Below are 24268 nucleotides of genomic sequence, written 5' to 3'. Positions count from 1 at the left end.
ACCGGCGCGGGTTGTACCCCGTGGCCCCCGACGGGCCCAGCAGCCCAACTCCCCAGACGTTCAGCGCCCCTGACGTCGACCGCCCGGAAGGATCGTGCGCCGCGATGGCACTCCGTCTCACCGTCGTCGTCCCCCTCTACAACGTCGAGGAGTACCTCGGTGCCTGCCTGACCTCGCTCGCCGAGCAGACCATGCCGGACCTGGAGGTCGTCCTCGTCGACGACGGCTCCACGGACGACGGACCCTCGCTGGCACAGGAGTTCGCGGACCGCGACCCCCGCTTCCGGCTGATCCGGCAGGAGAACGCCGGGCTCGGCGCGGCCCGCAACGCCGGGATCCGCGAGGCCCACCCCGGCGCGGAGTTCCTGACGTTCGTCGACAGCGACGACGTCGTGCCGCCCGGTGCGTACGCCCGGATGCTCGCCGAACTCGACGCCTCGGGCTCGGACTTCGCCACCGGGAACGTGCTCCGGCTGCGGAGCGACGGGGAGCTGGAGCAGTCCCCGATGTTCCGCAGGCCGATGGAGAAGGCCCGGCCGGCCACCCATGTCACCCGGGACTGGATCCTGCTGGGCGACCGCATCGCCTGCAACAAGGTCTTCCGGCGGACGTTCTGGGACGAGCACGCCTTCGCCTTCCCCACCGGGGTGCTGTACGAGGACATCGCCGTCGTCCTGCCCGCCCACTTCCTGGCCCGCTCCGTCGACGTGATCGAGGAGCCCGTCTACCACTGGCGCGACCGCGACGGCTCGATCACCACCCGGCGGGCCGTGCCCCGGGGCATCCGCGACCGGGTCACCGCCGTCACCACCGTCAGCCGCTTCCTCGCCGACCGGGCGGAGACGACCGGGCCCGCCGCCGAGGCCAAGCGCCGCTACGACGCCCACGCGCTCTCCGGCGACCTGTGGCTGTTCATCGAGGCGCTCGGGGACGGCGACGCGGAGTTCCACGAAGCCTTCCTGGAGCACGCGGGCGGGTTCGCCGCCACCGTCGACCCCGACGTCCTGACCTCACTGCCGCTGCACCTGCGGGTCAAGTGGCAGCTCATCCGCGAACGCAGGCTGCCCGAACTCCTCGCCCTCCTCGCCGATGAGAAGAAGGACCGGGACACCTTCCACGTCACCGGACTGCTCCGCCCCCGCGCCCACCACCCCGCCGTCCGCGACCCCCTGCCGCCCGCCACGACCGCGCTGACCTCCGCCGACCTGCCCGTCCACGCCCATCTCACCGAGGCCGTCTGGCGGGACGGGCTGCTGCACCTGACCGGCCACGCCTACGTGCGCAACGCCCCGGGCGGTCCGGTCCGGCTCGGCTGGCTCCGCTCCGGGAAGCGGCTGATCCCCCTGCGGACCCGCCCGGTACCGGGCGACGAGGCCACCGCCCGCTCCGGCCGCTCCCTGCACCGCTACGACCGCGCCGGGTTCACGGCCGTCGTCGACCCGCGCCGGCTCGCCGCGAAGGCGAGCGGCGGGCGTACGACGTGGAAGCTGGAGGCCGTCGTCGTCGGCGCGGGCCGGCCGCGCCGGGGCCCGATGCGGCTCGTCGGCACCCCGGCCCCGCCCGCCGTGACCTACACCGACGAGCGGACCCGTGTCGTCCCCGTCCTGTCCGGCAACAAGCTGGAGCTGCGCGCCGAACGGGTCGCGGCCGTCCTGACCGGGCAGTCGGCGGTCGAGGACGCCGTGCGCCTGGAGGTGAGGATCCTCGGCGACGCCGGGCCGGTCGCCCTCCGCCTCACCGAGTGGCGCACCAAGGAGACCCGGGAGTTCGCCCTGCGCGGGTCGCTCGGCTCCCGGGCGGCCGACATCCCGCTCAGCGCCTTCCGGGGGGAGGACGACATCTGGGGCGTCCAACTCGTCGGAGAAGGAGCGCCGCTGACCGTGGCGGCCGGGCCCGGGGCCCAGGACGGACGCTACGCACTGCCCGGCGGCCGTGAGCTGTACGCGGCCCCCAACCCCTCGGGCGACCTGGTGCTCACCGACCGGGCCGTCCAGCCCGTCGTCACCGCCTTCACCTGGGGAGAGCCGGGCGAGCTGATCCTCGAAGGGGTCTTCCCCGCGCCCGCGGCGGACTCCCACGAGCTCGTCCTGCGGCACGGCGGCCACCGGGAGGAGGCGGTCCTCGGTCTGGAGCGGGGGGACGGCGACGGCTTCCGGGCCGTGCTCACGCCCGCGGCCGTCGAGGGGCCCGGCGGGGCGCTGCCGCTCGCCGAGGGGCGGTGGTACCTCTTCCTGCGCGAGCCGGGGGAGCGGGACCCGCAGGCGTACCGACCGCTCCGCGCCCGCACTTCCCTGCACCCCGACCTTCCCGCCGAACAGGCCGTCAACGGGCGGGACTTCACCCTCCAGCGGCGCCACCACGACCGGCTCGTCCTGGAGTCGTCCTCGGCCCTCCCCGCCGGCGAGCGGGGCGCGTACGGGCAGCGCGTCCAGCGCGAGCGGTACGCCGGACTGCGCGCCGCCCCGGCCGGCGAGCCGCGCCCGGCCGTCCTCTACTCCAGCTTCGACGGCCGCCAGTACTCCGACTCGCCCCGCGCCGTCCACCGCGAACTCGTCGCCAGGGGCCAGGACGTCGAGCACCTGTGGGTGGTGCGCGATCAGCAGGCGGCCGTGCCCGAGGGCGTCCGTCCCGTCGCCCTGCACAGCGCCGACTGGTACGAGGCGCTCGCCCGCAGCCGCTGGATCGTCACCAACACCCACCTGCCCGAGTGGTTCGAGCGGGCCGAGGGCCAGACCGTCGTCCAGACCTGGCACGGCACCCCGCTCAAGCGCATCGGCCGCGACCTCGCGGGCGCCCCGCACGCCGACGCCGCGTACATGGCGTCCATGGAACGCCGGTCCGCCCAGTGGAGCGTGCTCGTCTCCCCGAACACCTTCTCCACCCCCGTGATGCGCCGCGCCTTCGGCTACGCGGGCGAGGTCCTGGAGTGCGGCTACCCGCGCAACGACCTGCTGTACGCCCCCGACCGGGACACCGTCGCCGCCACCGTCCGCGAACGGCTCGCGCTCCCCGAGGGCCGGCGCGTGATCCTGTACGCCCCCACCTGGCGCGAGGACCGCCCGCGGAGGGGCGGGCGCCACGGGTTCGACCTCCGACTCGACCTGGAGCAGGCCCGGGCGAGCCTCGGCGACGACCACGTCCTGCTGGTCCGCCGCCACTACCTCGTCGGCGGCAGCGTCCCCGACACCCCCTTCGTCCGGGACGTCTCCCGCCACCCGGACATCGCCGAACTGCTGTTGATCAGCGACGTCCTGGTCACCGACTACTCCTCGGTCATGTTCGACTTCGCGCAGACCGGCCGCCCGATGGTCTTCCACACCCACGACCTGGCCCACTACCGCGACACCCTGCGCGGCTTCTGCTTCGACTTCGAGCAGCGCGCCCCCGGCCCCCTGATCCCCGACTCCGCCGGGGTCGTGGCCGCCCTGCGCGACCCGGAAGCCGCCACCGCCGGGCACCGGGAGGCGTACGAACGCTTCCGCGAGGCGTTCTGCGACCTCGACGACGGGACCGCCGCCGCCGGGGTCGTCGACCGGATGCTCAAGGGGGAGCGCGCATGAGCGACTTCAGCTGTGTCATTACCGGGGGCGGGGACGGCGAGGGCCCCGGCGGCGCCGACGCCCTGCGCGCCTCCGTGGAGTCGGTGCTCGGCCAGTCGCTGCGCGGGGCCGAGGCCGTGGTGGTCCTCGCCTCCACCGCCGGCCCGGCCGTCCGGACCGCCGCCCGGGCTCTCGCCGACCGGGCCCCCGGGCGGGTCCACCTCCTCCACGCCGACCCGGCCGTCCGCACGACCGGAGCCCTGCGCAACGCGGGCCTGGACGCGGCGGCCGGCCGGTACGTCCTGGTCCTCGCCACCGGCGAACGCCTCCAGCTCCACGCCTGCCGCAACCTCTGGCAGGCGGGCGAGACCAGCCGCGCCGACCTCATCGCCGGCCGCTGGAGCCGGATCGCCGACGACGGCGGCAAGGAGCGGGAGCCGTCCTGGCAGGGGGAGCTGTACGCCCGCTCCCGCACCCTCGCCCGCTTCACCGACGCCCCCGAACTCGTCGTCAGGGACGCCCTGGTGACCGGATTCTGTCTGCGCCGCGAGGCCGCCAGGCGGCACGGTCTGCGCTACGAGGAGGACCTGACGCACGGCGAGATCCTCTTCGGCCCGCTCGCCGCCGCGGCGGTCGGCCGGATCGCCCTGGTCCGCCGGCTGATCGTGACCGGCCGGGCCGCCCCCGACCGGGCCCGCGACCTCGCCGCCCTGGTCGAGGCCCACCGCCGGGTCGCCAACACCCTCCTCGCCCGCGGGCTGTCCGAACTGCGCGAGGAGCGGGAGCAGGCGTTCGCCCGCGACCAACTGGTGCCGCTGGCCCGGTCCTTCCCCCACCTGCCGGCCGCCCGCCGCGACCGGGCCGCCGCGACCGCCGCCCGCGCGCTGACCGGTTCGTTCCCCGACGGCCTGCCCGGCCTGCCGCCGCTGGAACGGGTCGCCGTGCGCCTGCTGGCCCGGGGCGACGCCGAAGGGGTCCTCGCCGCGGCGTACGCCCTGAGCAGGCCCGCCACCGTCTGCGCGCCGCTGACGACGGACGCGGACGGGCGGGTCGGCTGGGGCGGCGATGCGGCCGGGCCCGTCGCCGACATCACCGAACTCGGCCACCAGCACCGCCGGTTCGGCGAGATGCGGCTGATGAACCGGCTCACCCGCTGTGCGGGCGCCGACCGGGGCCGCCTGCTGCTGGAGGGCCGCCTCGTGCTGCCCGGGCACAGCGGCCCCGGCCCCGGCACCCCCCTCACCGCCACCCTGGAGTTCCGGGCCCGGGGCGGGGCGCGCGCCGTCGCGTTCCCGGCCGAGGCGGTCCGGCACGACGGGACCGGGATCACCTGGCGCGCTCGGGCCGACGTCGCGCGCCGCCTGCGCCCCGTCGGCGTCCGAGACACGGCGTGGGACGCGCGGTTGATCGTGGAGGCGGACGGGGCCAGGTCCGTCAGCGACCTGTTCGCCCCGCAGGACCAGGTGGCGGGAGCGCCCCGCTTCGCCGCGCGGCCCCGGCTGGGGCGGCTCGCCGGGGACACCTGGGAGCCCTACATCACGCTCAAGGACCACTTCGCGCTCCGGCTGACCGCCCGCCGCGCCCCGGCCCGCACCACCCACCGCCTGGTCCACTACGCCACCCGCTTCCGGCCCGCCCGCAAGGCGAAACTCCTCGTCCGGTCGCTGCGCAGGCGCCTGGACCGCTACGCCTCCCGCGGGTTCAAGGTCCCCGCCTACAACACCTGGCTCACCCGCCTGCCCGTGCGCCGGGGTTCCGTCGTCTTCGAGAGCCACATGGGCACCTGCTACGGCGACAGCCCGCGCGCCCTGTACGAGGAGATCCGCCGCCAGGGCCTGAAACTGCGGGCCACCTGGTCCTACGACCCCTCCCCGGCGGGTTTCCCGGACGACGCCCGCCTCGTACGCCGCTGGTCCTGGCGCTATCTGTGGGCGCTGGCCCGTGCCGAGTACTGGGTCGACAACCAGGGCTTCCCGCAACAGCTGCGCAAGCCCCGGCACACCACGTACCTCCAGACCTGGCACGGCTCCGCGTACAAGCGGATGGGCTTCGACGAGCGGCGCGTACGGCTCCAGAGCACCCCCCAGCGCGAACGCCTCCAGCAGGCCGTGGACCGCTTCGACCACTTCCTCGTCCGCTCCGAGCACGACGTGGACACCCTCGCCCGCGCCTACCGGCTGCCCGAGGAACGGCTCCTGCGCACCGGCTACCCGCGCAACGACGCCCTGGTCGCGGAGCGCGAAAGGGCCGAGACCCGGGGGCGGCTGCCGCGCCCGCCGCTCGCCGCCGCGCTCGGGCTGGACGACCACCGGAAGACCGTGCTGTACGCCCCCACCTTCCGGGGCGGCCCCGGCAAACAGCGCCGTACCCGGCTCCTGCTGGACGTGCGGGAGTTCGCGGAGCGGTTCGGCGACACCCACACCCTGCTCGTTCGGGCCCACTACCTGGAGTCCGCCCGGCTGCCGATCTGTCCGCCCGGGACCGTCGTCGACGTCTCGCGCCACCACGACGTCCAAGAACTCCTCGCCCTCAGCGACGTGCTGGTCACCGACTACTCCTCCATCATGTTCGACTTCGCCCTCCTCGACCGCCCCGTCGTGCTGTTCGCCCCCGACCTGGAGGCGTACGCGGCCGAGCGCGGCAGCTACTTCGACCTGCGGGACCACGCCCCCGGGCCGGTGACCGCGACGCAGGAGGAACTCTTCGAGACGCTCGCGGAGCTGAAGAGGACCGACACCCGGTACGCCGATCGACGCCGGGAGTTCAACCGGCGGTTCGGGCCCTACGACCGGGGCGACGCCGCCCGCAGGACCGTCGCCGCCGTCTTCGCCCCCGGATCCTCCCGGGCCGCCCGCCACATCATCGACCACGACCTGGAGGCCGGCCGATGAGCCGCGACGTCTTCATCGTGTCCAACAGCACCGACGAACTCGGCGGCGTCACCGGCTGGATGCACCAGACCGCCCGCCTCCTCGCCGGCCAGGGCCACCGCGTCCACACCATCGGCATCCACGCCTCCGACCTCAAGATGGCGCTACCCGTGGAACCGGCCCACCCGGTCACCGCCCTCTACCCCGCCCACCCCCCGACCCCCTGGACGCCCCACGGCATCCGCGACCGCTTCCGGATCCCCACCCGGCGCAAGGAGGCGGCCCGGGCCGCCGCCAAGAAGCGGGCGGTCGCCCGGCTCTCGGAGATCTTCGCGACCGCCCGGCCCGGCGCGGTCGTCATCGTCACCCAGGTCTGGGCGATGGAATGGGTCGGCGAGGCCGACACCAGCGGGCTGCGGGTCATCGGGATGAGCCACGAGTCCTACGGCTACTCCCGCGCGAGCCACCGCTACCGCTGGATCAAGAACCACTACAAGGACCTCGACCACTGGCTCGTCCTCACCGAGGAGGACGCCGACCAGTGGGCCGGGGACGGCATGAACAACGTCGGCTTCCTGCCCAACGCTCTCGCCCGGCTCCCCGAGGTGCCCTCGCCCCGCACCGCGAGGACCGTCGCCAGCATCGGCCGGCTCAGCGACCAGAAGGGCATCGACCTGCTCCTGGACACCTGGGCCCTGGTCGCCCCGCAGCGCCCCGACTGGCGGCTGCGCGTCCACGGGGCCGGCGAGGACGAGGCCGCGCTGAAGGAGCAGTGCACCGGGCTCGGCCTCGACGGCTCCGTGGAGTGGATGGGCCGCAGCGACGACGTGGAACGGGCCCTCGCCGAGGCCTCCGTCTTCGTCCAGTCCTCCCGGGGCGAGGGCTTCCCGCTGGCCCTGCTGGAGGCGATGGCGAGCGGTGTGCCCTGCGCCGCCTTCGACTGCGCGCCCGGCGTACGGGAGATCGTCCGCGACGGCGAGGACGGGCTGCTCGCCCCGCCCGGCGACATCGCCGCCCTCGCCGACCGGCTGCTGCGGCTCACCGGCAACCCCCGGCTGCGCGACGCGATGGGCGCCCGGGCCCGGTCCGGCGTCCAGCGGTTCTCCGCATCGGAGACCCTGCGCCGCTGGGAGGAGCTGTTCGCGTTCCTGGAACGCTGAGGACGCCCCGGGCCCGGGGCGAGCGCTCCGGGAAGGCCGGGCGCGCCCCGCGCACCCGCGGAGCACGGTCGAGCGGGGCCCGGATCAGCCCGTGACGCCCGCCCCGGCCCCGTCCTGCACCGGAAGGGCCGCGGGCGTCCGGCGCGCGGCGGACGGCACCGGCAGCGGCAGCCCGCCGGTCTCCCCGAGGAAGACGCGCCGCACCACCCGCTCGGCGGCGTACCCGTCGTCGTACGGACAGAACCGGGCCCGGAACGCGGCCCGCAGCTGCGCCGAGCGGGAGCCCCGCCAGTGGTCCGTGGCGAAGATGTCGAACAACTCCTCCTGGCCCCGCGCCACGATGCCGGGCGGGAACGTCGTGATGTCGAAGTACGTGCCCCGGGCCGCCTCGTACGCCTCGACGTCGTCCAGGTGCAGCACCACCGGCCGGTCCAGGTTGACGTAGTCGAACATCAGTGACGCGTAGTCCGTGATCAGCGCGTCCGAGGCGAGCGCCAGCGTCTCCACGGACCGGTGGCCGTGGACGTCGATGATCCGGGGGTGCGGCGCCCGGTGGCGTCCCCCGGGGCCCCCGGGGAGCGGCGCCCTGGCCAGGACCACGAACTGCGGGCCCAGGACCCGGACCAGCCGCTCCAGGTCCAGGGCGGGCCGCTGGACACGCCGGTAGTCGCGGTGCGCCGGGGCGTACAGCAGGGCCGTGCTGCCCTCCGGGACCCCCAGCGTCTCGCGCAGCCGCGCCCTCTCGGCGGGACCGGTGCGGTGGTACACGTCGTTCCGCGGGGACCCGTATTCGAGCGTCGTGTACGCGGACGGATAGGCGCGCTCCCGTACGAGGGTGGAGTGCGGGTTCGCCGAGAGGGAGAAGTCCCAGGTGTCCACCGAGCGCAGCAGCTGCTCGAAGTCGGTGCCCCGGGCGGCGGCGGGCCGGTCCAGCAGATCGGTGCCCACGGTCCGCAGCGGCGTGCCCTCGTGCGTCTGGAGCAGGACCTGGCCCCGGCGCTTGACCAGCCCCCGGTCGAAGGCGGAGTCGTGCACCAGATACGCGGAGCGGGCCAGCGCCGTCCAGTGGGCGAAGGTGCCGGGAGCGAGGCGCCGGGTCCCGGTCGGCACGGTGTGGGCGTCCGGGGGCCGGCAGATCCAGGCCGTCCGCACCCCCGGGACCAGCTCGCGCACCTTCGCCTCGATCGCCGCCGGGCTGCCCGTGTACCCGCCGCCGCCCCGGGCGGCGAACACCGCGTCCCGGGAGCGCAGCGGCAGCCGCAACTGGATCCGGTAGTGCGCGCGCAGAGCCGCGCCCCGCAGTGCCCGGCGCACGGCCGCCTCCCCCCGCCGCAGCCGGCCGCCCATCCGCCGGGCCTCCGACAGCGCCTGATAGGTGCGCCGCGCGCCGAGCCGCAGCAGGCCGTGCCGCAGCAGCGTGCGACGGGGAACCGGGGCGCCGGGGGTGCGGTAGCGGCGGCAGGACGCGGCAGCCCGGCGGAAGAACGCGGCGCGGCTGTGGACCGGCAGCCGGTCCCGGGAGGCGAACAGCGCCGAGAAGTGGTCGAGCATCCGGCGGAACATCACCGGCCGCCACAGGGCGAGTTCGGGGCGCGCGTCGATGAACGCGAACACCCGGTCGTACTGGTCGAAGACGTCGAAGTGCTTCTCGCTGGTGGTGGAGAGGATGTTGCCGCGCCGCCGCTGCCGGTAGGAGACGCAGACGGCGTCCAGCACCGCGATCGACCCGGCCGACATCAGCACCGGGTAGGTCCAGGGGGTGTCCTCGTAGTAGCCGGGCGGGAAGGTGAACCCCTCGGCCTCGATGAACGCGCGACGGTACGCCTTGTTCCAGACGACCATGAGGAGCTGCAGCAGCTCGGGGCGGTCGGTGAGCCGGAAGAGGGCGGGCCCGGCCTCGTCGAGATGGGCGGCCAGGACGTTGCGCACACTGCGGCCCGTCCAGTACGTGCGGGCGTAGTCGTACATCAGGACGTCGGGTCCGCCGGTCGCGTCGATCCGGTCGGCGATGATCTGGAGCGCGTCCGGCAGCAGGGTGTCGTCACCGTCGAGGAAGATCAGGTAGTCGCCGGCGGCCCGGCCCATCCCGGCGTTGCGGGCCGGCCCCAGGCCGGTGTTGCGGGGGAGGTGCAGGGCGGTGACGCGCGGGTCCCGGCGGGCGTACTCGTCGGCGATCGGCCCACAGGCGTCGGGGGAGCAGTCGTCGACCACGACGATCTCGTAGTCCTTGAAGGACTGGGCCAGCACGGAATCCAGACACGCGTGCAGATACGCCTGGACCCGGAATGCGGGCACGATGACGGAGAACCGGGGCACTACACATCCATGGGTCGATCGTTCGCGGGAACCAGGCAGACCGCAAACGTCGGATGGAATGACAGGGTTACGCCGGACGCGGCAATCGGGGGACGGAGACGGCGAAGCGGCCCGGTTCCGGGGAACCGGGCCGCTTCGGGTTGACGTACAGCCGTGCGCCTTCGAGGACGTACGGCCTTGTGGCGGGCGCTACTTGACGGCGCCCGCCATCACTCCGGAGACGAACTGCCGCTGGAAGGCGAAGAACACCGCCAGCGGGATCACCATCGACACGAACGCGCCGGGCGCCAGCACGTCGATGTTGTTGCCGAACTGGCGTACCTGCTGCTGGAGCGCCACGGTGATCGGCGGCGACTCCGAGTCCGCGAAGATCAGCGCGACCAGCATGTCGTTCCACACCCACAGGAACTGGAAGATCCCGAGCGAGGCGATCGCCGGACCGCCCAGCGGCATCACGACCCGGGTGAACAGCCGGATCTCGCCCGCCCCGTCGAGCCGGGCGGCCTCCAGGAGCTCACGGGGGATCTCCGCGAAGAAGTTCCGCAGCAGGAAGATCGCGAACGGCAGGCCGAACGCCGTGTGGAACAGCACCACTCCCAGCGTCGTCTCGAAGATCCCGATGGTGCCGAACAGTTCGGAGACCGGGATCAGCGCGACCTGAACCGGCACCACCAGCAGACCGACGACCAGCAGGAACCACCAGTCGCGGCCGGGGAACTCCATCCAGGCGAAGGCGTACCCGGCCAGCGAGCCGATCACCACCACCAGCACCGTGGAGGGCACGGTGATCATGATCGTGCTGACGAGCGAGCCGGTGATCGTCGAATTGTCCAGCAGCCGCTGGTAGTTGTCGAAGGTCAGCTCCGACGGGGCGGTGAAGACCTTCCACCAGCCGGTCGCCGCGATGTCCTGGGGCCCGCGCAGCGAGGACAGCAGCAGGCCGATCGTGGGCATCAGCCAGAACAGGGCGACCAGGACCAGGAAGACCCGCATCACCCCACCGCCGGCGCGGGCGGCGATCCGGGCGCCGAGGGACTGCCGGGCCCTGGGCGCTTCGGGGGCTCCGGCCTGCCGGGAGACCGCCTTCTGCCGGCCGATACGCGCGGTGTTCACTTCCGGTGCGCTGCTCATCGGCGCCCCTCCTTCCGGATCCGCCGGATGTTGAACAGCATCACCGGGATCACCAGCAGCAGCAGGAGCACCGCGATCGCGCTTCCGATCCCCAGGTCCGCGTCCGTGCCGAACGACGATCTGTACAGCTGGAGCGCCAGCACGTTCGCGTCGTCCTGCGAGGAGCCCGGCGCGATGATGAACACCAGGTCGAAGACCTTCAGCACGTTGATCATCAGCGTCACCAGGACCACCGCCAGCACCGGCGCGAGCATCGGCACCGTGATCCGGCGGAACACCTGCCACTCGTTGGCGCCGTCCACCCGGGCCGCCTCCAGCAGCTCACGCGGCAGACCGGCCAGGCCCGCCGCGATCAGCACCATCGCGAACCCGGCCCACATCCACACGTAACTGCCGATGATCCCGGGCGTCACGAGGGACGGGCCGAGCCAGTCGACGCCGTTGTACGGCTCGCGGAAGTTGTCCGCGGGCAGCCGTAGTTGGGCGCCGTCCGCCGAGGCCGGCAGGGTGAAGACGCCGTCCGCTCCGGCCGTGGCCGTGGCGACGACCTTCCCGTCCTTCACCGCCTCGACCTCCAGGCCCTTCAGGCCCAGCTCCTTCGGGTCGACGACATTCGGCTTCCCGCCGCCGCCCCGGGTGAAGTCGAGCCAGGCCGTGCCGGAGATCGCCTCCCCGGAGGCCGCCGGCGCGCCCTCGGCGGGCTTCGCGTCGTCCGGCATCCTCGCCGGAGCCACGCCCACCAGCGGCACCCGCAGCGGCTGGCCCGCCCGGATCGGCTCCTTGGACACGAACGTTCCGCCCGCACCCTTCTCCAGCGGGTGCACCGGCAGGGGGCGCGCCTTCGGGAAGACGGACGACTGGTTGAACGTGTCGTGCACGCCCACCGCCACCGCGTTGGCCACACCCCGCTCGGGGGCCTGGTCGTACACCAGCCGGAAGATGATGCCGGCCGCCAGCATCGAGATCGCCATCGGCATGAAGACGATCAGCTTGAACGCGGTGCCCCAGCGGATCCGTTCGGTCAGCACCGCGAAGATCAGCCCGAGCGCGGTGGCGACCGTCGGCGCGAGGACCACCCAGATCGCGTTGTTCTTCACCGCCGTGACGATGGTGGCGTCGGTGAACAGCGCCTTGTAGTTGTCGATCCCGGCGAAGCCCGTTCCGGCCTGGTCGAAGAACGACCGGTAGACCGAGTACCCGATCGGATAGACGACCAGCGCGCCGAGCAGCACCAGCGCGGGCAGCAGGAACGCCGCCGCGATGACCCTGCGGGTGCCGGTCACGCTCCGGCGGGACCGCTTCGGGTCCGGGGGAGGGGACGGACGGGGATGCGTGTCGTCGGCGGGGGGCGCCGCACCGGCGCCCCCCGCGGTCGCTGTCGTCACGGCGTCAGCTCTTGTACGCCTTGGCCGCTTCGGACTCCAGCTGTTTCTGGGTCCCCGCGATGTCCTTCGGGTTCTTCAGGAAGTCCTGGAGGATCTTCCACTCGCCCTTACCGGGCGTCCCGCCGAACGACTGCGGGGCCTGGTCGGACATGTCGAACCGGACGTCGTCACCGGCGTCGATCAGCGCCTGGGCCATCGTGCGCTGCACGTCGTTCGGGTACGCCTTCAGGTCCAGGCCCTTGTTCGGGGAGATGAACCCGCCCGCCTTCGCCCAGATCTCCGCCGCGTCGGAGGACGCCAGCCAGGTCAGCAGCGCCTGCGCGCCCTTGGTGTCCTTCAGCGCCACCGCCGCGTCGCCGCCGGTCACCACCGGGGAGTCCGCGCCGACCGCCGGGAACGGGAACACCTTGGCGTCCGTGCCGATCTTCGCCTCGGTCTGCGCGATGTTGATGGAGACGAAGTCGCCCTCGAAGACCATCGCGCCCTTGGGCTGGTCGCCCCCGGTGAACGTCTGGGTCACCGAGGCCGGGAACTCCGTCTGGAGCGCCCCGTCCGCGCCGCCCGCGATCAGCTCCGGCTTCCCCCACAGCCCGGCCAGCGTGGTCAGCGCGTCCGTGACGGACGGGTCGGTCCACGGGATCTCGTGCTTGGCCAGCTGGTCGTACTTCTCCGGCCCCGCCTGGGAGAGGTAGACGTTCTCGAACCAGTCCGTCAGGGTCCAGCCGTCCGCGCCGCCCACCGAGACCGGCGTGACGCCGGAGGCGGAAACGGTCTCCGCGGTCGTCAGGAAGTCCTTCCAGGTCTTCGGCTCGCTCGCTCCCGCGTTGTCGAACGCGGCGGCGTTGTACCAGATCAGGGACTTGTTGGCGGCCTTGAAGTACACGCCGTACTGGGTGCCGTCCACCGCGCCGAGGTCCTGCCAGACCTTCGCGTAGTTCTTGTCGAGCTGGGCCTTCGCCTCGGCTCCGACCGGCTTGGCCCACTTCTTCGCGGCGGCCTGCTGGATCGCGCCGACCTGCGGGATCATCGCCACGTCCGGCGGCTGCTTGCCCGCGATCTTGGTACCCAGGAAGTTGATGATGGGGTCCTGCGCCGGGACGAAGGTCACGCTCGCGCCCGTACGCTTCTCGAACTCGTCCAGCACCTTGGTGAAGTTCTCCTGCTCGGGTCCGGTCCAGACCGCGGCGACGGAGACAGTTTCCCCGTCCAGCTTCGGCAGCTCCACCGTGGACGCGCTGTCCGTGCCCTTGGCGGAGCCGTCGTCCGTTTCTTTCTTGCCGTCACCGTCGCCTCCGCAGGCGGTGAGCGCCAGAGCGCCGACCGCCGTGAACACGACCGCGGCCCTGCGTATCGAGAAGGTTGTGCGCATTCCTGCCCCGTCTCTTCTGTACGCGTCCGGCCATGTCCGCATGCCCGGACTACGTCGTCCGTGCGCACAGTCCTACGCCGGGCGAACGGGCCCCGCAATACCGCCGCAGGTCCCAACAGGCCGATCGTGATCGCCTCGTGACGTCATGTCAGGGCATGTCGGAAGCCTGCCGGGGCAGGGGGAGGAGCGCGACGAAACACGGCCGGGCCGGGCGGCGGGGACGGCTGTGCGAGCGACCGCGCGGAGGCCGTGCGAGCGACCGAGCGGGTGGCCGCCCCAGCGAGCGTGCGGGTGGTCGCGCCGGGGGTCGCGTCAGGCCGGGAACGGCACCAGTGCCGGCAGCCGCTCGGCGTTCACCGAGCGGGCCGCGCGCTCCAGCGCACTGGCGAGCAGGGCCAGGTCGGTCGGCCCGTTGCCCAACTCCCGCACCGGTCGCCGGGTCGGCGGATCGCCCATCCGCTCCCACTCCAGCGGGACGACGGTGGGCCGCAGTGTCGCCGTACGCGGGATACGGCCGGTGACCCGGCCCCCCTGGAACGGCGTCACCCGGCCGTCCGGATGCCCCAGCCGGCCCCGGCCGGGAGCCGGCTCGTCCGGCGACGGCGGCAGCACCGGGGCGTCCAGCACGATGCGCAGCCGGGCCCCACGGGCCAGCTCCGTGTCCTCGGTGCGGTCCGGGCGCGCGGAGGTGGCGACCAGGTGCACCCCGAGCCGCCCGCCGTCCCGGGCCACCGCCTCCAGCGCCCGCACCACCGAACCGGCGGCCGGCCGGCCGGGACTGCCGAGCGACGGGGCGACCAGCGCGTCGAAGTCGTCGGCGAGGACGACCAGGCGGGGCAGCGGCGACGGGCCCGGGTCCCCCGACCGGGCGGCGGGCCGCAACCGCAGGGTGCCGCTGGCCGGGGAGTCCAGATCGCCCCGCCGCTCGGCGCCGCTCGGCGGACGCTGGCCCACGATGCGCGGCGGGCCCTCCTGCCGGGCGTGCCGCTCGTGCCAGGCGGCGAAGTCGAGATCGCCGAGCAGCTCGGCGCGCCGCTTCAGCTCGCCGCCCAGGGCCTGTGCGAACTCCCGCATCCGGACCGGGTCGCACGCCACGAGGTGGGTGAAGACGTGCGGCAGCTCCGTACAGGGAAGCAGTCCTTCGCAGCGCTCCCCCTGCTCGCCTCCCGCGCCGTCGACGAGCAGGATGCCGAGCCGGTCGGGCCGGGCGGCGGAGGCCAGCGAGGCGGCGACGGCCCGGAGCAGCTCGGTCCGGCCGCTGCCCGGCGGCCCCTCGATCAGCAGATGCGGCCCCTCGTCGGCGAGATCGACGCTGAGGGGCCCCCGGGGGCCCGCCCCGAGCACGAGGACCGGGCGGCCGGAGTGGGCGGCGCCGGCCGGGGGCGCGGCCCCGCCGCCGGAGGCCGTGGTGTCGGCCCGCTCCCCGGATCCGGCCCCGGACGCCTGCCCCGGCCCGACACGCTGGGAGCCCGGATACGGGGTGCGCCCGGAGCCGGGGGCGTCCAGCGGGGGATAGGGCGTCCGGTCCGGGTCGGAGCGGTGGGTCCGGTACGGGGTGCGCCCGGAGTCGCGGGCGTCCAGCGGCGGGTAGGGGGTGCGGTCCGGATCGGGGGCGCCCGCGGCCGGATAGGGCGTACGGCCGGAGTCGCGGTGGGAGGAGGCGGCGGTGCGCTGCGGGCCGACGCGCGGGCCCGCGCTGAGGGTGCGCCCGGAGTTCGGGCTGTCCAGCTCCTGGCGGGGCGCCGGGGCCGCCGCGGTCCGGGGCGCCGAGGCACCGGGCTGGGCCTCCGCCGTGGACGCCCAGCGGGCCATCAGCGAGGCCGGCGTCGCCCGGGCCAGGCCCAGCTCGTCCAGCAGCCGGGCGGACGGCGGCAGCGCCGCGGTCGTGGGGCGGCCCGCCAGCGCGGCCGAGCCCTCCTCGCGCAGGGGCGCCAGGGCCCGCGCGAACCGCTCGGCCCAGGCCGCCGACACCGCGTCCACCGCGGCCACCGTCCCGTGCCCCGCCGCCCGGCCGCCCGCCGTCCGCAACAGCCGCAGCGCCGTGGCCACGTCTCCGCTGAGCATCGCGACCGCCCCGCACTCCCGGAAGGCGATGGAGGCCCGGCAGGCGGCCTCGTACGTCGCCGCCACCGGGGAGGTGGGGGAGGCGGCCGGGGTCTCGGCCAGGCAGATCAGATGGATCCCGGCCGCAGCGCCCGCCCCGGCCAGCCGCGCGGTGGTCTCGCGCAGGAACGCCGTACCGGGGTCGCCGTCCAGGACGACCACCGTGTGCGGACCCGTGTGGGCGCGGGCGGCCTCGGCCACCGTCGCCCGGTCCAGATGCGGCCAGCCGGGACCCAGCGGGCCCTCGTCGAGGCGGCGGACCAGCTCGGCCGTACGGGCCTCCGCCTGCTCGCGCTCGTAGGCGAGGAGCAGCCGGCAGTCCTGTCCGTGCGTCGGGCGCAGATGCGGCAGCCACCCCAGCCAGGACCACTCCCGCCGCCGCTCCTCCAGCGGGCGGGCGCGGTCCGTGGAGACCAGGACGATCTCCAGGTCGAACGGGGAGTGCAGCGCGGCGAGCTGCGCCACCGTCGCGCGGACCAGACCCGCCAGCCGGGCGCGCGGACCGGCGAGCCCCAGCGAACCGGCCTCCCGCAGCCCCACGGTCACCGGCACGGCGGGCACCTCGGCCCGGTCGGTCGTGCCGAGCCGCACCACCAGCGCCTCCGGGTGCTCGGGGTGGCGCTCCCAGAGCCGGGGCCCGGGGCCCAGCGCGGTCAGCAGCACCGCCGCCGGATCCGGCCAGGTCCCCTCGGGGGCGCTGGGCAGCGCGGAGAAGGGGGAGCCGGGAGAGGCGGGCGAGGCGAGGTGCCCGGCCCCCGACGGGCCACCGGACGGGTCCGGGGAGCCGCCCGGCTCGTCGGGGGACCCCGCCCCGGGGCCGTACGCGCCGGATCCGGCCGCCGACGACCGGTACGCCGATGATCCGGGAGGTGTCGGGCCGTCGGGTCCGGCCGGGGTGCTGGAGGCGTCGTACGCCTCGCCCCGCCGCCCGGCGCCGGTCTCCGGGCCCGCCGCCTGCTCGCCCCTCGCGCCGCCCTTGAGCCGCCTCGCCCACGCCCCTATGCCGCGCCGGGGCGCCGGGGCGCCGGTGAACTCCTCGCCGTGGGCAGGGGCGCCCTGTCCCGGATACGCGCCGGACCCGTCCTCGGCGTCCTCGGGCCAGGAGGCCTCGTCGAGGGCGGAACCCGGGGCTCCGGGGCCGCCCCGGGGCCCGGCGGACGCCGGGGCGGCTCCGGAGGCCGGGAGCGGGGAGGCCGGTGCGCCGTGACCCCGGCCGCCGGGGCCGGGGGTCTGCGCCGGGAGGGACCCGCCGGTGACCTGGCCGGACGCCGCCGTCTCCGCGCGGGCCACCCGCAGGTGCCCCTCGCCGTCCGGCGCGGTGGGGAGCGTCGCCGGGCGGGAGCCCGTCGTGAGGCGGAGGGCGGACTCGCCGAGCCGCAGCAGCGCGCCGGGGGCGAGGCGGACCGGCCGCTCACGCACCTCGACGCCGTCCAGCGAGGTGCCGTTCGTCGACCCGAGATCGACGACCGAGACCCGGCCGTCGTCGGAGACCGTCACCGCGCAGTGCAGCCGGGAGACGTCCGGATCGTCGAGCGGGACGTCCGCGTCGGCGGAGCGGCCGATCCGGATCTGACCGCCGTGCAGCAGGTGCACGCCGCCCGCGTCGGGGCCCGCCACCACGTGGAGCCGGGCCGGGACGGGATCGTCCGTCGCCTCGTCGTCGCCGGGGACCTGGAGCGAGAGGACCGCGCCGTCCACCAGCGGCGGTTCGCCCAGCGCCACGCGGTGCCCGTCGAGCCGCTCCCGACCGGCGAAGAACACGATCGCGCCGCCGCCCTGGGAGCTCTCGGGTCCCGCCACGGCGGAGGCCAGCTGGGAGGCGACGGCGGCCAGCGCCGTTCCGGCGGGTGCGGTGACGAGCACGTCGCAGGTGCGCGCCGGGGTCTGGCCGCTGCGCGGCGCGAGGACGGTCAGCCGGATCTGCATCGCCGTCAGCGGTCCCTTCTGCGCGGGGGTGCCCGGCAGGGGAAACGCCCTGTGATTCCCCCCACCCGGCACGGACACGTCGTCCGTACAGGTCGTCACGTACCCCGAGACTCCGACCTCGCAGATCCGTGCTGGAGGCATCCTCGCACCTGCCGCTGACAACACGCCCGGCGGTCACCTTTAAATGATCTTGAATGGTCGGCTGTGGGCGCAAAAGTGCCTGCTTGCGTCCGGATCCCGCCGCTCGGACGGGTTTCACGGCGATTGCCCGCCGGGCGGCGGGCGGCTGCCGGACGGAATTCCGCTCCCCCGGCCGAACGTCCGACCGGCCCCTGATCAGCCGTGCGGCAACCTTCCGCCCGGTCCGCGCGTCTTCCCCCGAAACGTGAGCCCCCGGTGCCCCGTTCGGCGGCACTACAGTGGGCCGGAACATTCGGACGGGCCCGGGGAGCGGACAAGACCCCCGGGGGACCGCAAGCACCACGATCAGCAGGGAGCGCATGACGTGCGGCCGGTAGGCAGCAAGTACCTGCTCGAGGAGCCGCTCGGACGCGGCGCCACGGGCACCGTCTGGCGAGCCCGCCAGCGGGAGACCGCGGGCGCCGAGGCAGCCGTCGCGGGTCAGCCGGGCGAGACCGTGGCCATCAAGGTCCTCAAGGAGGAGCTGGCCAACGACGCCGATGTCGTGATGCGGTTCCTGCGGGAGCGCTCCGTCCTGCTGCGGCTCACGCACCCCAACATCGTGCGGACCCGGGACCTCGTCGTCGAGGGCGATCTCCTCGCCCTGGTGATGGACCTGATCGACGGCCCCGACCTGCACCGCTACCTCCGCGAGAACGGCCCGCTCACCCCGGTCGCCGCGTCCCTGCTGACCGCGCAGATCGCCGACGCGCTCGCCGCCAGCCACGCCGACGGCGTCGTCCACCGCGACCTCAAGCCGGCCAACGTGCTGGTCGACGAGCGCGACGGCCAGATGCACCCGATGCTCACCGACTTCGGCATCGCGCGCCTGGCCGACTCCCCGGGCCTGACCCGGACCCACGAGTTCGTCGGCACCCCCGCCTACGTGGCGCCGGAGTCCGCCGAGGGCCGCCCGCAGACCTCCGCCGTCGACATCTACGGCGCGGGCATCCTGCTGTACGAGCTGGTCACCGGCCGCCCGCCGTTCGCCGGGGGCACCGCCCTCGAAGTCCTGCACCGGCACCTCAGCGAGGAGCCCCGCCGCCCCTCCAACGTCCCGGCCCCGCTGTGGACGGTCATAGAGCGCTGCCTGAGCAAGGACCCGGACCGGCGGCCCAGCGCCGAGAACCTGGCCCGCGGCCTGCGTACGGTCGCCGCGGGCATCGGCGTCCACGCGAACTCCGCCCAGATCGCCGCCGCCGACGGGGTGGGCGCCCTGCTCGCCCCCGACCCGGCGCCCACCGCGGTCCCGGACACCCCGGGCGCGGCCGACCCCACGCAGGTGCTGCCGAGCAACGCGCCCTCCTACGATCCCGCCGCCCCCACCAGCGTCTTCCAGCAGACCGGCGGCCCGGGCGGCCAGGGCCCCGGCGGCGGCCACGCCGACCCGACCGCCGTCCTGCCGCCCGTCCCGCAGCGCCCCGACGGGCCGCCGCAGCCGGACGGGCCGCACCCCTGGCAGTCACAGCTCCAGGCGGCCCGCGACCGCAACGAGCAGACCCAGGTCCAGTACCTCGACCCGAGCCAGGACCCGCTGCGCCGCCGCCCCCAGCGCCAGCAGCCGCCGCACCAGCAGCAGCCGCCCCAGCGCCGCCAGCCGTCTCCGCAGCACCAGCAGTACCCACCGCAGCCCCAGCAGCCTCAGCGCTACCAGCAGCCGCAGCAGCCGCAGCAGCCGCAGCGCCAGCAGTACGCGCCCCCGCAGCCGCAGCAGCCCCAGCAGCCGGCCCCGCGCCCGCCGCGCGAGCCGCGACCGCCGAGGCAGCGCAGCGCCAACCCGATGCGCATCCCCGGACTCGGCTGCCTCAAGGGCTGTCTGTTCACGCTGATCCTCCTGATCGTCGCCGGCTGGCTCATCTGGGAGCTGACCCCGCTCCAGGACTGGGTCGCCCAGGGCAAGGGCTACTGGGAAGCGATCGGCGACGCCATCGGCACGGTCACCGACTGGATCTCCAAGGTCGGCGAGAGCACCGGCAGCTCGGGCGGGGCCTGACCCGCCGGACGGGCCCGGGAGCAGGAGAGCCCCCGGGCCGGCAACACGGTCCCTTTGTCGACTTCTGCGGGCCCATTCCGCCCGGAGAAGTGAAGGTCGGTGCCATCCTGGGCGCGTGACACCCCGAACGCCGCGTAACTTTGTCGACCGGGGGTCCACCGCCAGCCGCTGAGGGAGCAGTCTTGGCACGGAATATCGGCAGCCGGTACACGGCCCACCAGATCCTGGGGCGCGGCAGCGCCGGCACGGTATGGCTCGGCGAAGGGCCCGAGGGCCCGGTCGCCATCAAGCTGCTCCGTGAGGACCTCGCGTCCGACCAGGAGCTCGTGGGCCGCTTCGTACAGGAGCGCACAGCCCTGCTCGGACTCGTCCACCCGCACGTGGTCGCCGTCCGGGACCTCGTCGTGGACGGCAACGACCTCGCCCTGGTCATGACCCTCGTGCGCGGCACCGACCTGCGCACCCGCCTCGACCGCGAACGCCGGCTCGCACCCGAGGCCGCCGTCGCGATCATCGCGGACGTCGCCGACGGGCTCGCCGCCGCGCACAAGGCCCACGTGGTCCACCGGGACGTCAAGCCGGAGAACATCCTGCTCGACATGGAGGGCCCGCTCGGCCCCGGCGGCGCGCACCCGGCCCTGCTCACCGACTTCGGCGTCGCCAAACTGATCGACACCCCGCGCCGCACCAAGGCCACGAAGATCATCGGTACGCCGGACTACCTGGCCCCCGAGATCGTCGAAGGGCTCCCGCCGCGCGCCGCCGTCGACATCTACGCCCTGGCGACCGTGCTCTACGAGCTGCTCGCCGGATTCACGCCCTTCGGCGGCGGCCACCCCGGCGCGGTCCTGCGCCGGCACGTCACCGAGACCGTGGTCCCGCTCCCCGGCATCCCCGAGGAACTCTGGCAGCTCCTCGTCCAGTGCCTGGCCAAGGCCCCCGCCTCCCGGCTGCGCGCCTCGGAGCTCGCCGCACGGCTGCGCGACCTGCTGCCCCTGCTGGCGGGGATACCCCCGCTGGAAGTGGACGAGCCGGGCCCGGAGGAGAGCGACCAGCCCGCCGCCTACGACGAGCAGCAGTACACCCCGGCCGCCGAGGAGCCCCGCCGCCGCGGCGCGGTCCCGCTGGTGCCGGGCTCCGCTCCCGACTCCAACCGGGACACCCACACGAGCATGCGCGTCCCCGCCCCGGACGAGCTGGCGGGCGGACCCCTCGGGACGGCCCGCGCCCCCCGCGCCCCGGGCAGGCCCCGGCCCGGCTCCGCCCGCAACAAGGCGGCGGCCGTCCGCAAGCGCCGCATCACCCTCGGTGTCGCCGCGCTCGCCCTCTGCGCGGCCGTCGTGGTCGGCGGCCTGCTGGCCACCGGCGGCGGCGACGACGGCCCGGCGCCCCAGGACAGCGAGAACTCGGCGCCGGCGACCCCGTAGGAGGCGGCGGACGCCCGCTTCGCGGAGCCTGGGGGAACCCTCGTCCCGGTCCGCGACCGGCATCCGGTTTCCGGGCGAGGGCAAGCTTCATCCGCCCAGCCGTTACGCTGGACCCGTGGCAGTCGTCGATATTTCCGAAGAGCTGAAGTCCCTCTCCTCCACCATGGGGTCGATCGAGGCCGTCCTGGACCTGGATGCGCTGAGGGCGGACATCGCCGCGCTCGAGGAGCAGGCTGCGGCGCCGTCCCTGTGGGACGACCCGGAGGCGGCCCAGAAGATCACCAGCAAGCTTTCCCACCTCCAGGCCGAGGTCCGCAAGGCCGAGACCCTGCGCGGTCGCATCGACGACCTCGAAGTCCTCTTCGAGCTCGCCGCCGACGAGGGCGACGCCGACGCCCAGGCGGAGGCCGAGGCCGAGCTGGAGTCGGTGCGCAAGGCGCTGGACGAGATGGAGGTCCGCACGCTCCTCTCCGGCGAGTACGACGCGCGCGAGGCCCTGGTGACCATCCGGGCCGAGGCCGGTGGCGTCGACGCCGCGGACTTCGCGGAGAAGCTCCAGCGCATGTACCTCCGCTGGGCCGAGCAGCACAACTACAAGACCGAGGTCTACGAGACCGCGTACGCGGAAGAGGCCGGCATCAAGTCGACCACCTTCGCCGTCCAGGTCCCGTACGCCTACGGCACCCTCTCCGTCGAGCAGGGCACGCACCGCCTGGTCCGCATCTCGCCCTTCGACAACCAGGGCCGCCGCCAGACGTCCTTCGCCGGCGTCGAGGTGCTCCCGGTCGTCGAGCAGACCGACCACATCGAGATCGACGAGTCCGAGCTGCGCGTGGACGTGTACCGCTCCTCGGGCCCCGGCGGACAGGGCGTCAACACCACGGACTCCGCGGTCCGTCTGACCCACCTGCCCACCGGCATCGTCGTCTCCTGCCAGAACGAGCGCTCGCAGATCCAGAACAAGGCGTCCGCGATGAACGTCCTCCAGGCGAAGCTCCTCGAGCGCCGCCGCCAGGAGGAGCAGGCGAAGATGAACGCGCTCAAGGGCGACGGCGGCAACTCCTGGGGCAACCAGATGCGTTCGTACGTCCTGCACCCGTACCAGATGGTCAAGGACCTGCGTACGGAGTTCGAGATGGGCAACCCCGAAGCGGTCTTCAACGGCGAGATCGACGGCTTCGTCGAGGCCGGCATCCGCTGGCGCAAGCAGAGCGAGAAGTAGCCTCGGCGGTACGGATGACGGGCCCGGACAGGCGACTGTCCGGGCCTTCCGCCGTTGCGGAGGACCTGTGCCCGATGCGTCACAGTCCGGCTTCTGAATAGCCGTCAAGAACCCCCATAACGGTGCCTAGCGCAACGGAACGGCCTTGACGTAATCCTTAACTCTGGCCAGGGTGCTAGAGCAGCATGCGTATGTCTGGGACGGGTGTGAACCGGGGGGCTGGCGGGGTGACCACGACACGACGTGGCCTTGCCGAGGCGATTCCCCGCAGGGCCGGCCGCGACCCGCATATGGCTGCTCCACTGACGAGATCGGCTACTGGGGGTAGCAACACATGACGAAGAAGACGCGTATTCGCGTCGCGCGGATCGCCGCTGGTGCGGTCATCGCCGCGGGTGCCTCGCTGACCGCGGCCGGTGCGGCGCAGGCGATCGGCATCGGCGTCGACACCGGCGTCGCCGAGGTCGAGGTCCAGACGGGTCCCCTGGGCGATGGCGACCCGGGTGGGGTCGACTCGGGCGGCGCGGCGGGTGAGACCACCACGGGCGAGACGACCGGTGAGACGACCACCGGCGAGACCACGGGTGAGACGACCACCGGCGAGACGACCGGTGAGACCACCACGGGCGAGACCACGGGTGAGACGTCCACCACGGGTGAGACCTCTACGACCGGTGAGACCTCGACGACCGGCGAGACCACCGGCGAGACGTCCACCACCGGCGAGACGTCCACCACCGGCGAGACCTCGACGACCGGTGAGACCACCACGGGTGAGACCACCGGCGAGACCAGCACCTCGGGCACCAACGGGACCTCGGGTACCAACGGGACCTCGGGTACCACGGGCTCCACGGGCTCCACGGGCTCCACCGGCTCCACCGGCTCCACCGGCTCCACCGGCTCCACCGGCTCCACGGGCTCCACCGGCGGCGACCAGGGCGGCACCACCGGCGGCGGTTCCACCACCGGTGGCGACGACGCCGGCTGCACCGTGGACCTCGACGGCGCCGAGTGCACCGACAACACGGACACCGACAGCGTCGGCAACAAGCCGGTCGAGCAGAGCAAGGGCAAGGAAGAGCTCGCCGAGACCGGTGCGGCCGAGACGACCTTCCTGGTCATCGGCGCCGCGACGATGATCGCGGGCGGCATCGGCTTCCGTATCCTGCCCCGCCTGGTCGGCGGCGGTCGCACGGTCGCCTAGGTCCGCGGCGGGCCCCCGGGCCCGCGGGGGACCGTACCGACGCGGAGCGGGCGCACATCGGCCCCCCGGCGCGGCACGGCACAGCATGAAGAAGGGCCCGGGAGGGCGTACGACGCCTCCCGGGCCCTTCCGCGCGCCCGAACCGCTCAGGCGGCCGTACGCAAACGTCTGTCGGTCCCGAAGGGGCTGTGCGGGGCGGCCCCGGAGGGCGCCGCGGGCCGGATCAGGCCGCTTGGTGCGCCAGCAGCGCGAGCGCGGTCAGCAGCACCACCATCAGGGCGATCAGCATGGCCGGGCTCATCCCGGCCAGCGGGCCCTGGCCCTGCTCCTCCAGCATCTGCTGCCGCACGGCACGGCAGACGCGGCAGCGGCCCTCACTGACGGGGGACGCGCAGTTCGCGCACACCAGTCGGTCGTAGGTCATGCGCTTTCCTCCTCCC

At 74.3% G+C, this 24268-nt stretch carries 13 protein-coding genes; 7 read left to right on the top strand and 6 right to left on the bottom strand.

Annotated elements, in window-relative coordinates:
• Window positions 1-104: 104 nt before the first annotated feature.
• Genes DTB53_RS13790 through DTB53_RS13780 form a run of 3 tightly spaced genes read left to right on the top strand, consistent with a single transcriptional unit; the run spans window position 105 to window position 7569 of the window.
• A complete protein-coding gene (locus DTB53_RS13790) occupies window positions 105-3560 on the top strand; it encodes a bifunctional glycosyltransferase/CDP-glycerol:glycerophosphate glycerophosphotransferase (RefSeq protein WP_012380682.1) in 3456 nt (1151 codons plus the stop codon).
• Window positions 3557-6430, top strand: coding sequence for a bifunctional glycosyltransferase/CDP-glycerol:glycerophosphate glycerophosphotransferase (locus tag DTB53_RS13785; RefSeq protein ID WP_012380683.1), 2874 nt, complete (start codon window positions 3557-3559; stop codon window positions 6428-6430). The genes DTB53_RS13790 and DTB53_RS13785 overlap by 4 nt, the downstream gene beginning before the upstream one ends.
• A complete protein-coding gene (locus DTB53_RS13780) occupies window positions 6427-7569 on the top strand; it encodes a glycosyltransferase (protein ID WP_012380684.1) in 1143 nt (380 codons plus the stop codon). Before DTB53_RS13785 ends, DTB53_RS13780 begins: the two co-directional genes overlap by 4 nt.
• A gap of 84 nt (window positions 7570-7653) precedes the next feature.
• On the opposite strand, the gene DTB53_RS13775 is transcribed toward DTB53_RS13780, so the two are convergent.
• The 5 genes from DTB53_RS13775 to DTB53_RS13755 form a co-directional block, all read right to left on the bottom strand.
• Complete coding sequence (locus DTB53_RS13775; RefSeq protein ID WP_012380685.1) at window positions 7654-9885, bottom strand: bifunctional glycosyltransferase/CDP-glycerol:glycerophosphate glycerophosphotransferase; 2232 nt, start codon at window positions 9883-9885, stop codon at window positions 7654-7656.
• A 189-nt stretch (window positions 9886-10074) separates the two neighbouring features.
• Entirely contained in the window at window positions 10075-11016 is a 942-nt protein-coding gene (locus tag DTB53_RS13770) for a carbohydrate ABC transporter permease (RefSeq protein ID WP_012380686.1), read from the bottom strand.
• On the bottom strand, window positions 11013-12299 hold the full coding sequence (locus DTB53_RS13765; RefSeq protein WP_012380687.1) for a carbohydrate ABC transporter permease: 1287 nt from the start codon (window positions 12297-12299) through the stop codon (window positions 11013-11015). The genes DTB53_RS13770 and DTB53_RS13765 overlap by 4 nt, the downstream gene beginning before the upstream one ends.
• Window positions 12300-12405: 106 nt before the next feature.
• The gene (locus tag DTB53_RS13760) at window positions 12406-13770 is read right to left on the bottom strand and encodes an ABC transporter substrate-binding protein (protein ID WP_042497043.1); all 1365 of its coding nucleotides are present in this window, start codon (window positions 13768-13770) and stop codon (window positions 12406-12408) included.
• A 312-nt stretch (window positions 13771-14082) separates the two neighbouring features.
• Entirely contained in the window at window positions 14083-17799 is a 3717-nt protein-coding gene (locus DTB53_RS13755) for an FHA domain-containing protein (protein WP_012380689.1), read from the bottom strand.
• 505 nt (window positions 17800-18304) lie between these two features.
• Between DTB53_RS13755 and DTB53_RS13750 the strand changes: the two genes are divergently transcribed.
• The 4 genes from DTB53_RS13750 (at window position 18305) to DTB53_RS13735 (ending at window position 23828) form a co-directional block, all read left to right on the top strand.
• On the top strand, window positions 18305-19972 hold the full coding sequence (locus DTB53_RS13750; RefSeq protein WP_012380690.1) for a serine/threonine-protein kinase: 1668 nt from the start codon (window positions 18305-18307) through the stop codon (window positions 19970-19972).
• A gap of 182 nt (window positions 19973-20154) precedes the next feature.
• Window positions 20155-21399 carry a serine/threonine-protein kinase gene (locus DTB53_RS13745; protein WP_003968783.1) on the top strand — a complete coding sequence of 415 codons (1245 nt, stop codon included), beginning with the start codon at window positions 20155-20157 and terminating at the stop codon, window positions 21397-21399.
• 115 nt (window positions 21400-21514) lie between these two features.
• Entirely contained in the window at window positions 21515-22621 is a 1107-nt protein-coding gene (prfB, locus tag DTB53_RS13740; RefSeq protein WP_003968784.1) for a peptide chain release factor 2, read from the top strand.
• Window positions 22622-22955: 334 nt separating this feature from the next.
• Window positions 22956-23828 carry an LPXTG cell wall anchor domain-containing protein gene (locus DTB53_RS13735; protein ID WP_012380691.1) on the top strand — a complete coding sequence of 291 codons (873 nt, stop codon included), beginning with the start codon at window positions 22956-22958 and terminating at the stop codon, window positions 23826-23828.
• Window positions 23829-24051: 223 nt separating this feature from the next.
• On the opposite strand, the gene DTB53_RS13730 is transcribed toward DTB53_RS13735, so the two are convergent.
• Complete coding sequence (locus DTB53_RS13730; protein ID WP_003968786.1) at window positions 24052-24252, bottom strand: hypothetical protein; 201 nt, start codon at window positions 24250-24252, stop codon at window positions 24052-24054.
• Window positions 24253-24268: the final 16 nt, after the last annotated feature.

It is taken from the genome of Streptomyces griseus (genome assembly GCF_900460065.1).
GTDB classification, from domain to species: Bacteria; Actinomycetota; Actinomycetes; order Streptomycetales; family Streptomycetaceae; genus Streptomyces; species Streptomyces griseus.
The sequence above is the reverse complement of the archived record's forward strand: the minus strand, read 5'-3'. Positions and strand labels throughout refer to the sequence as shown.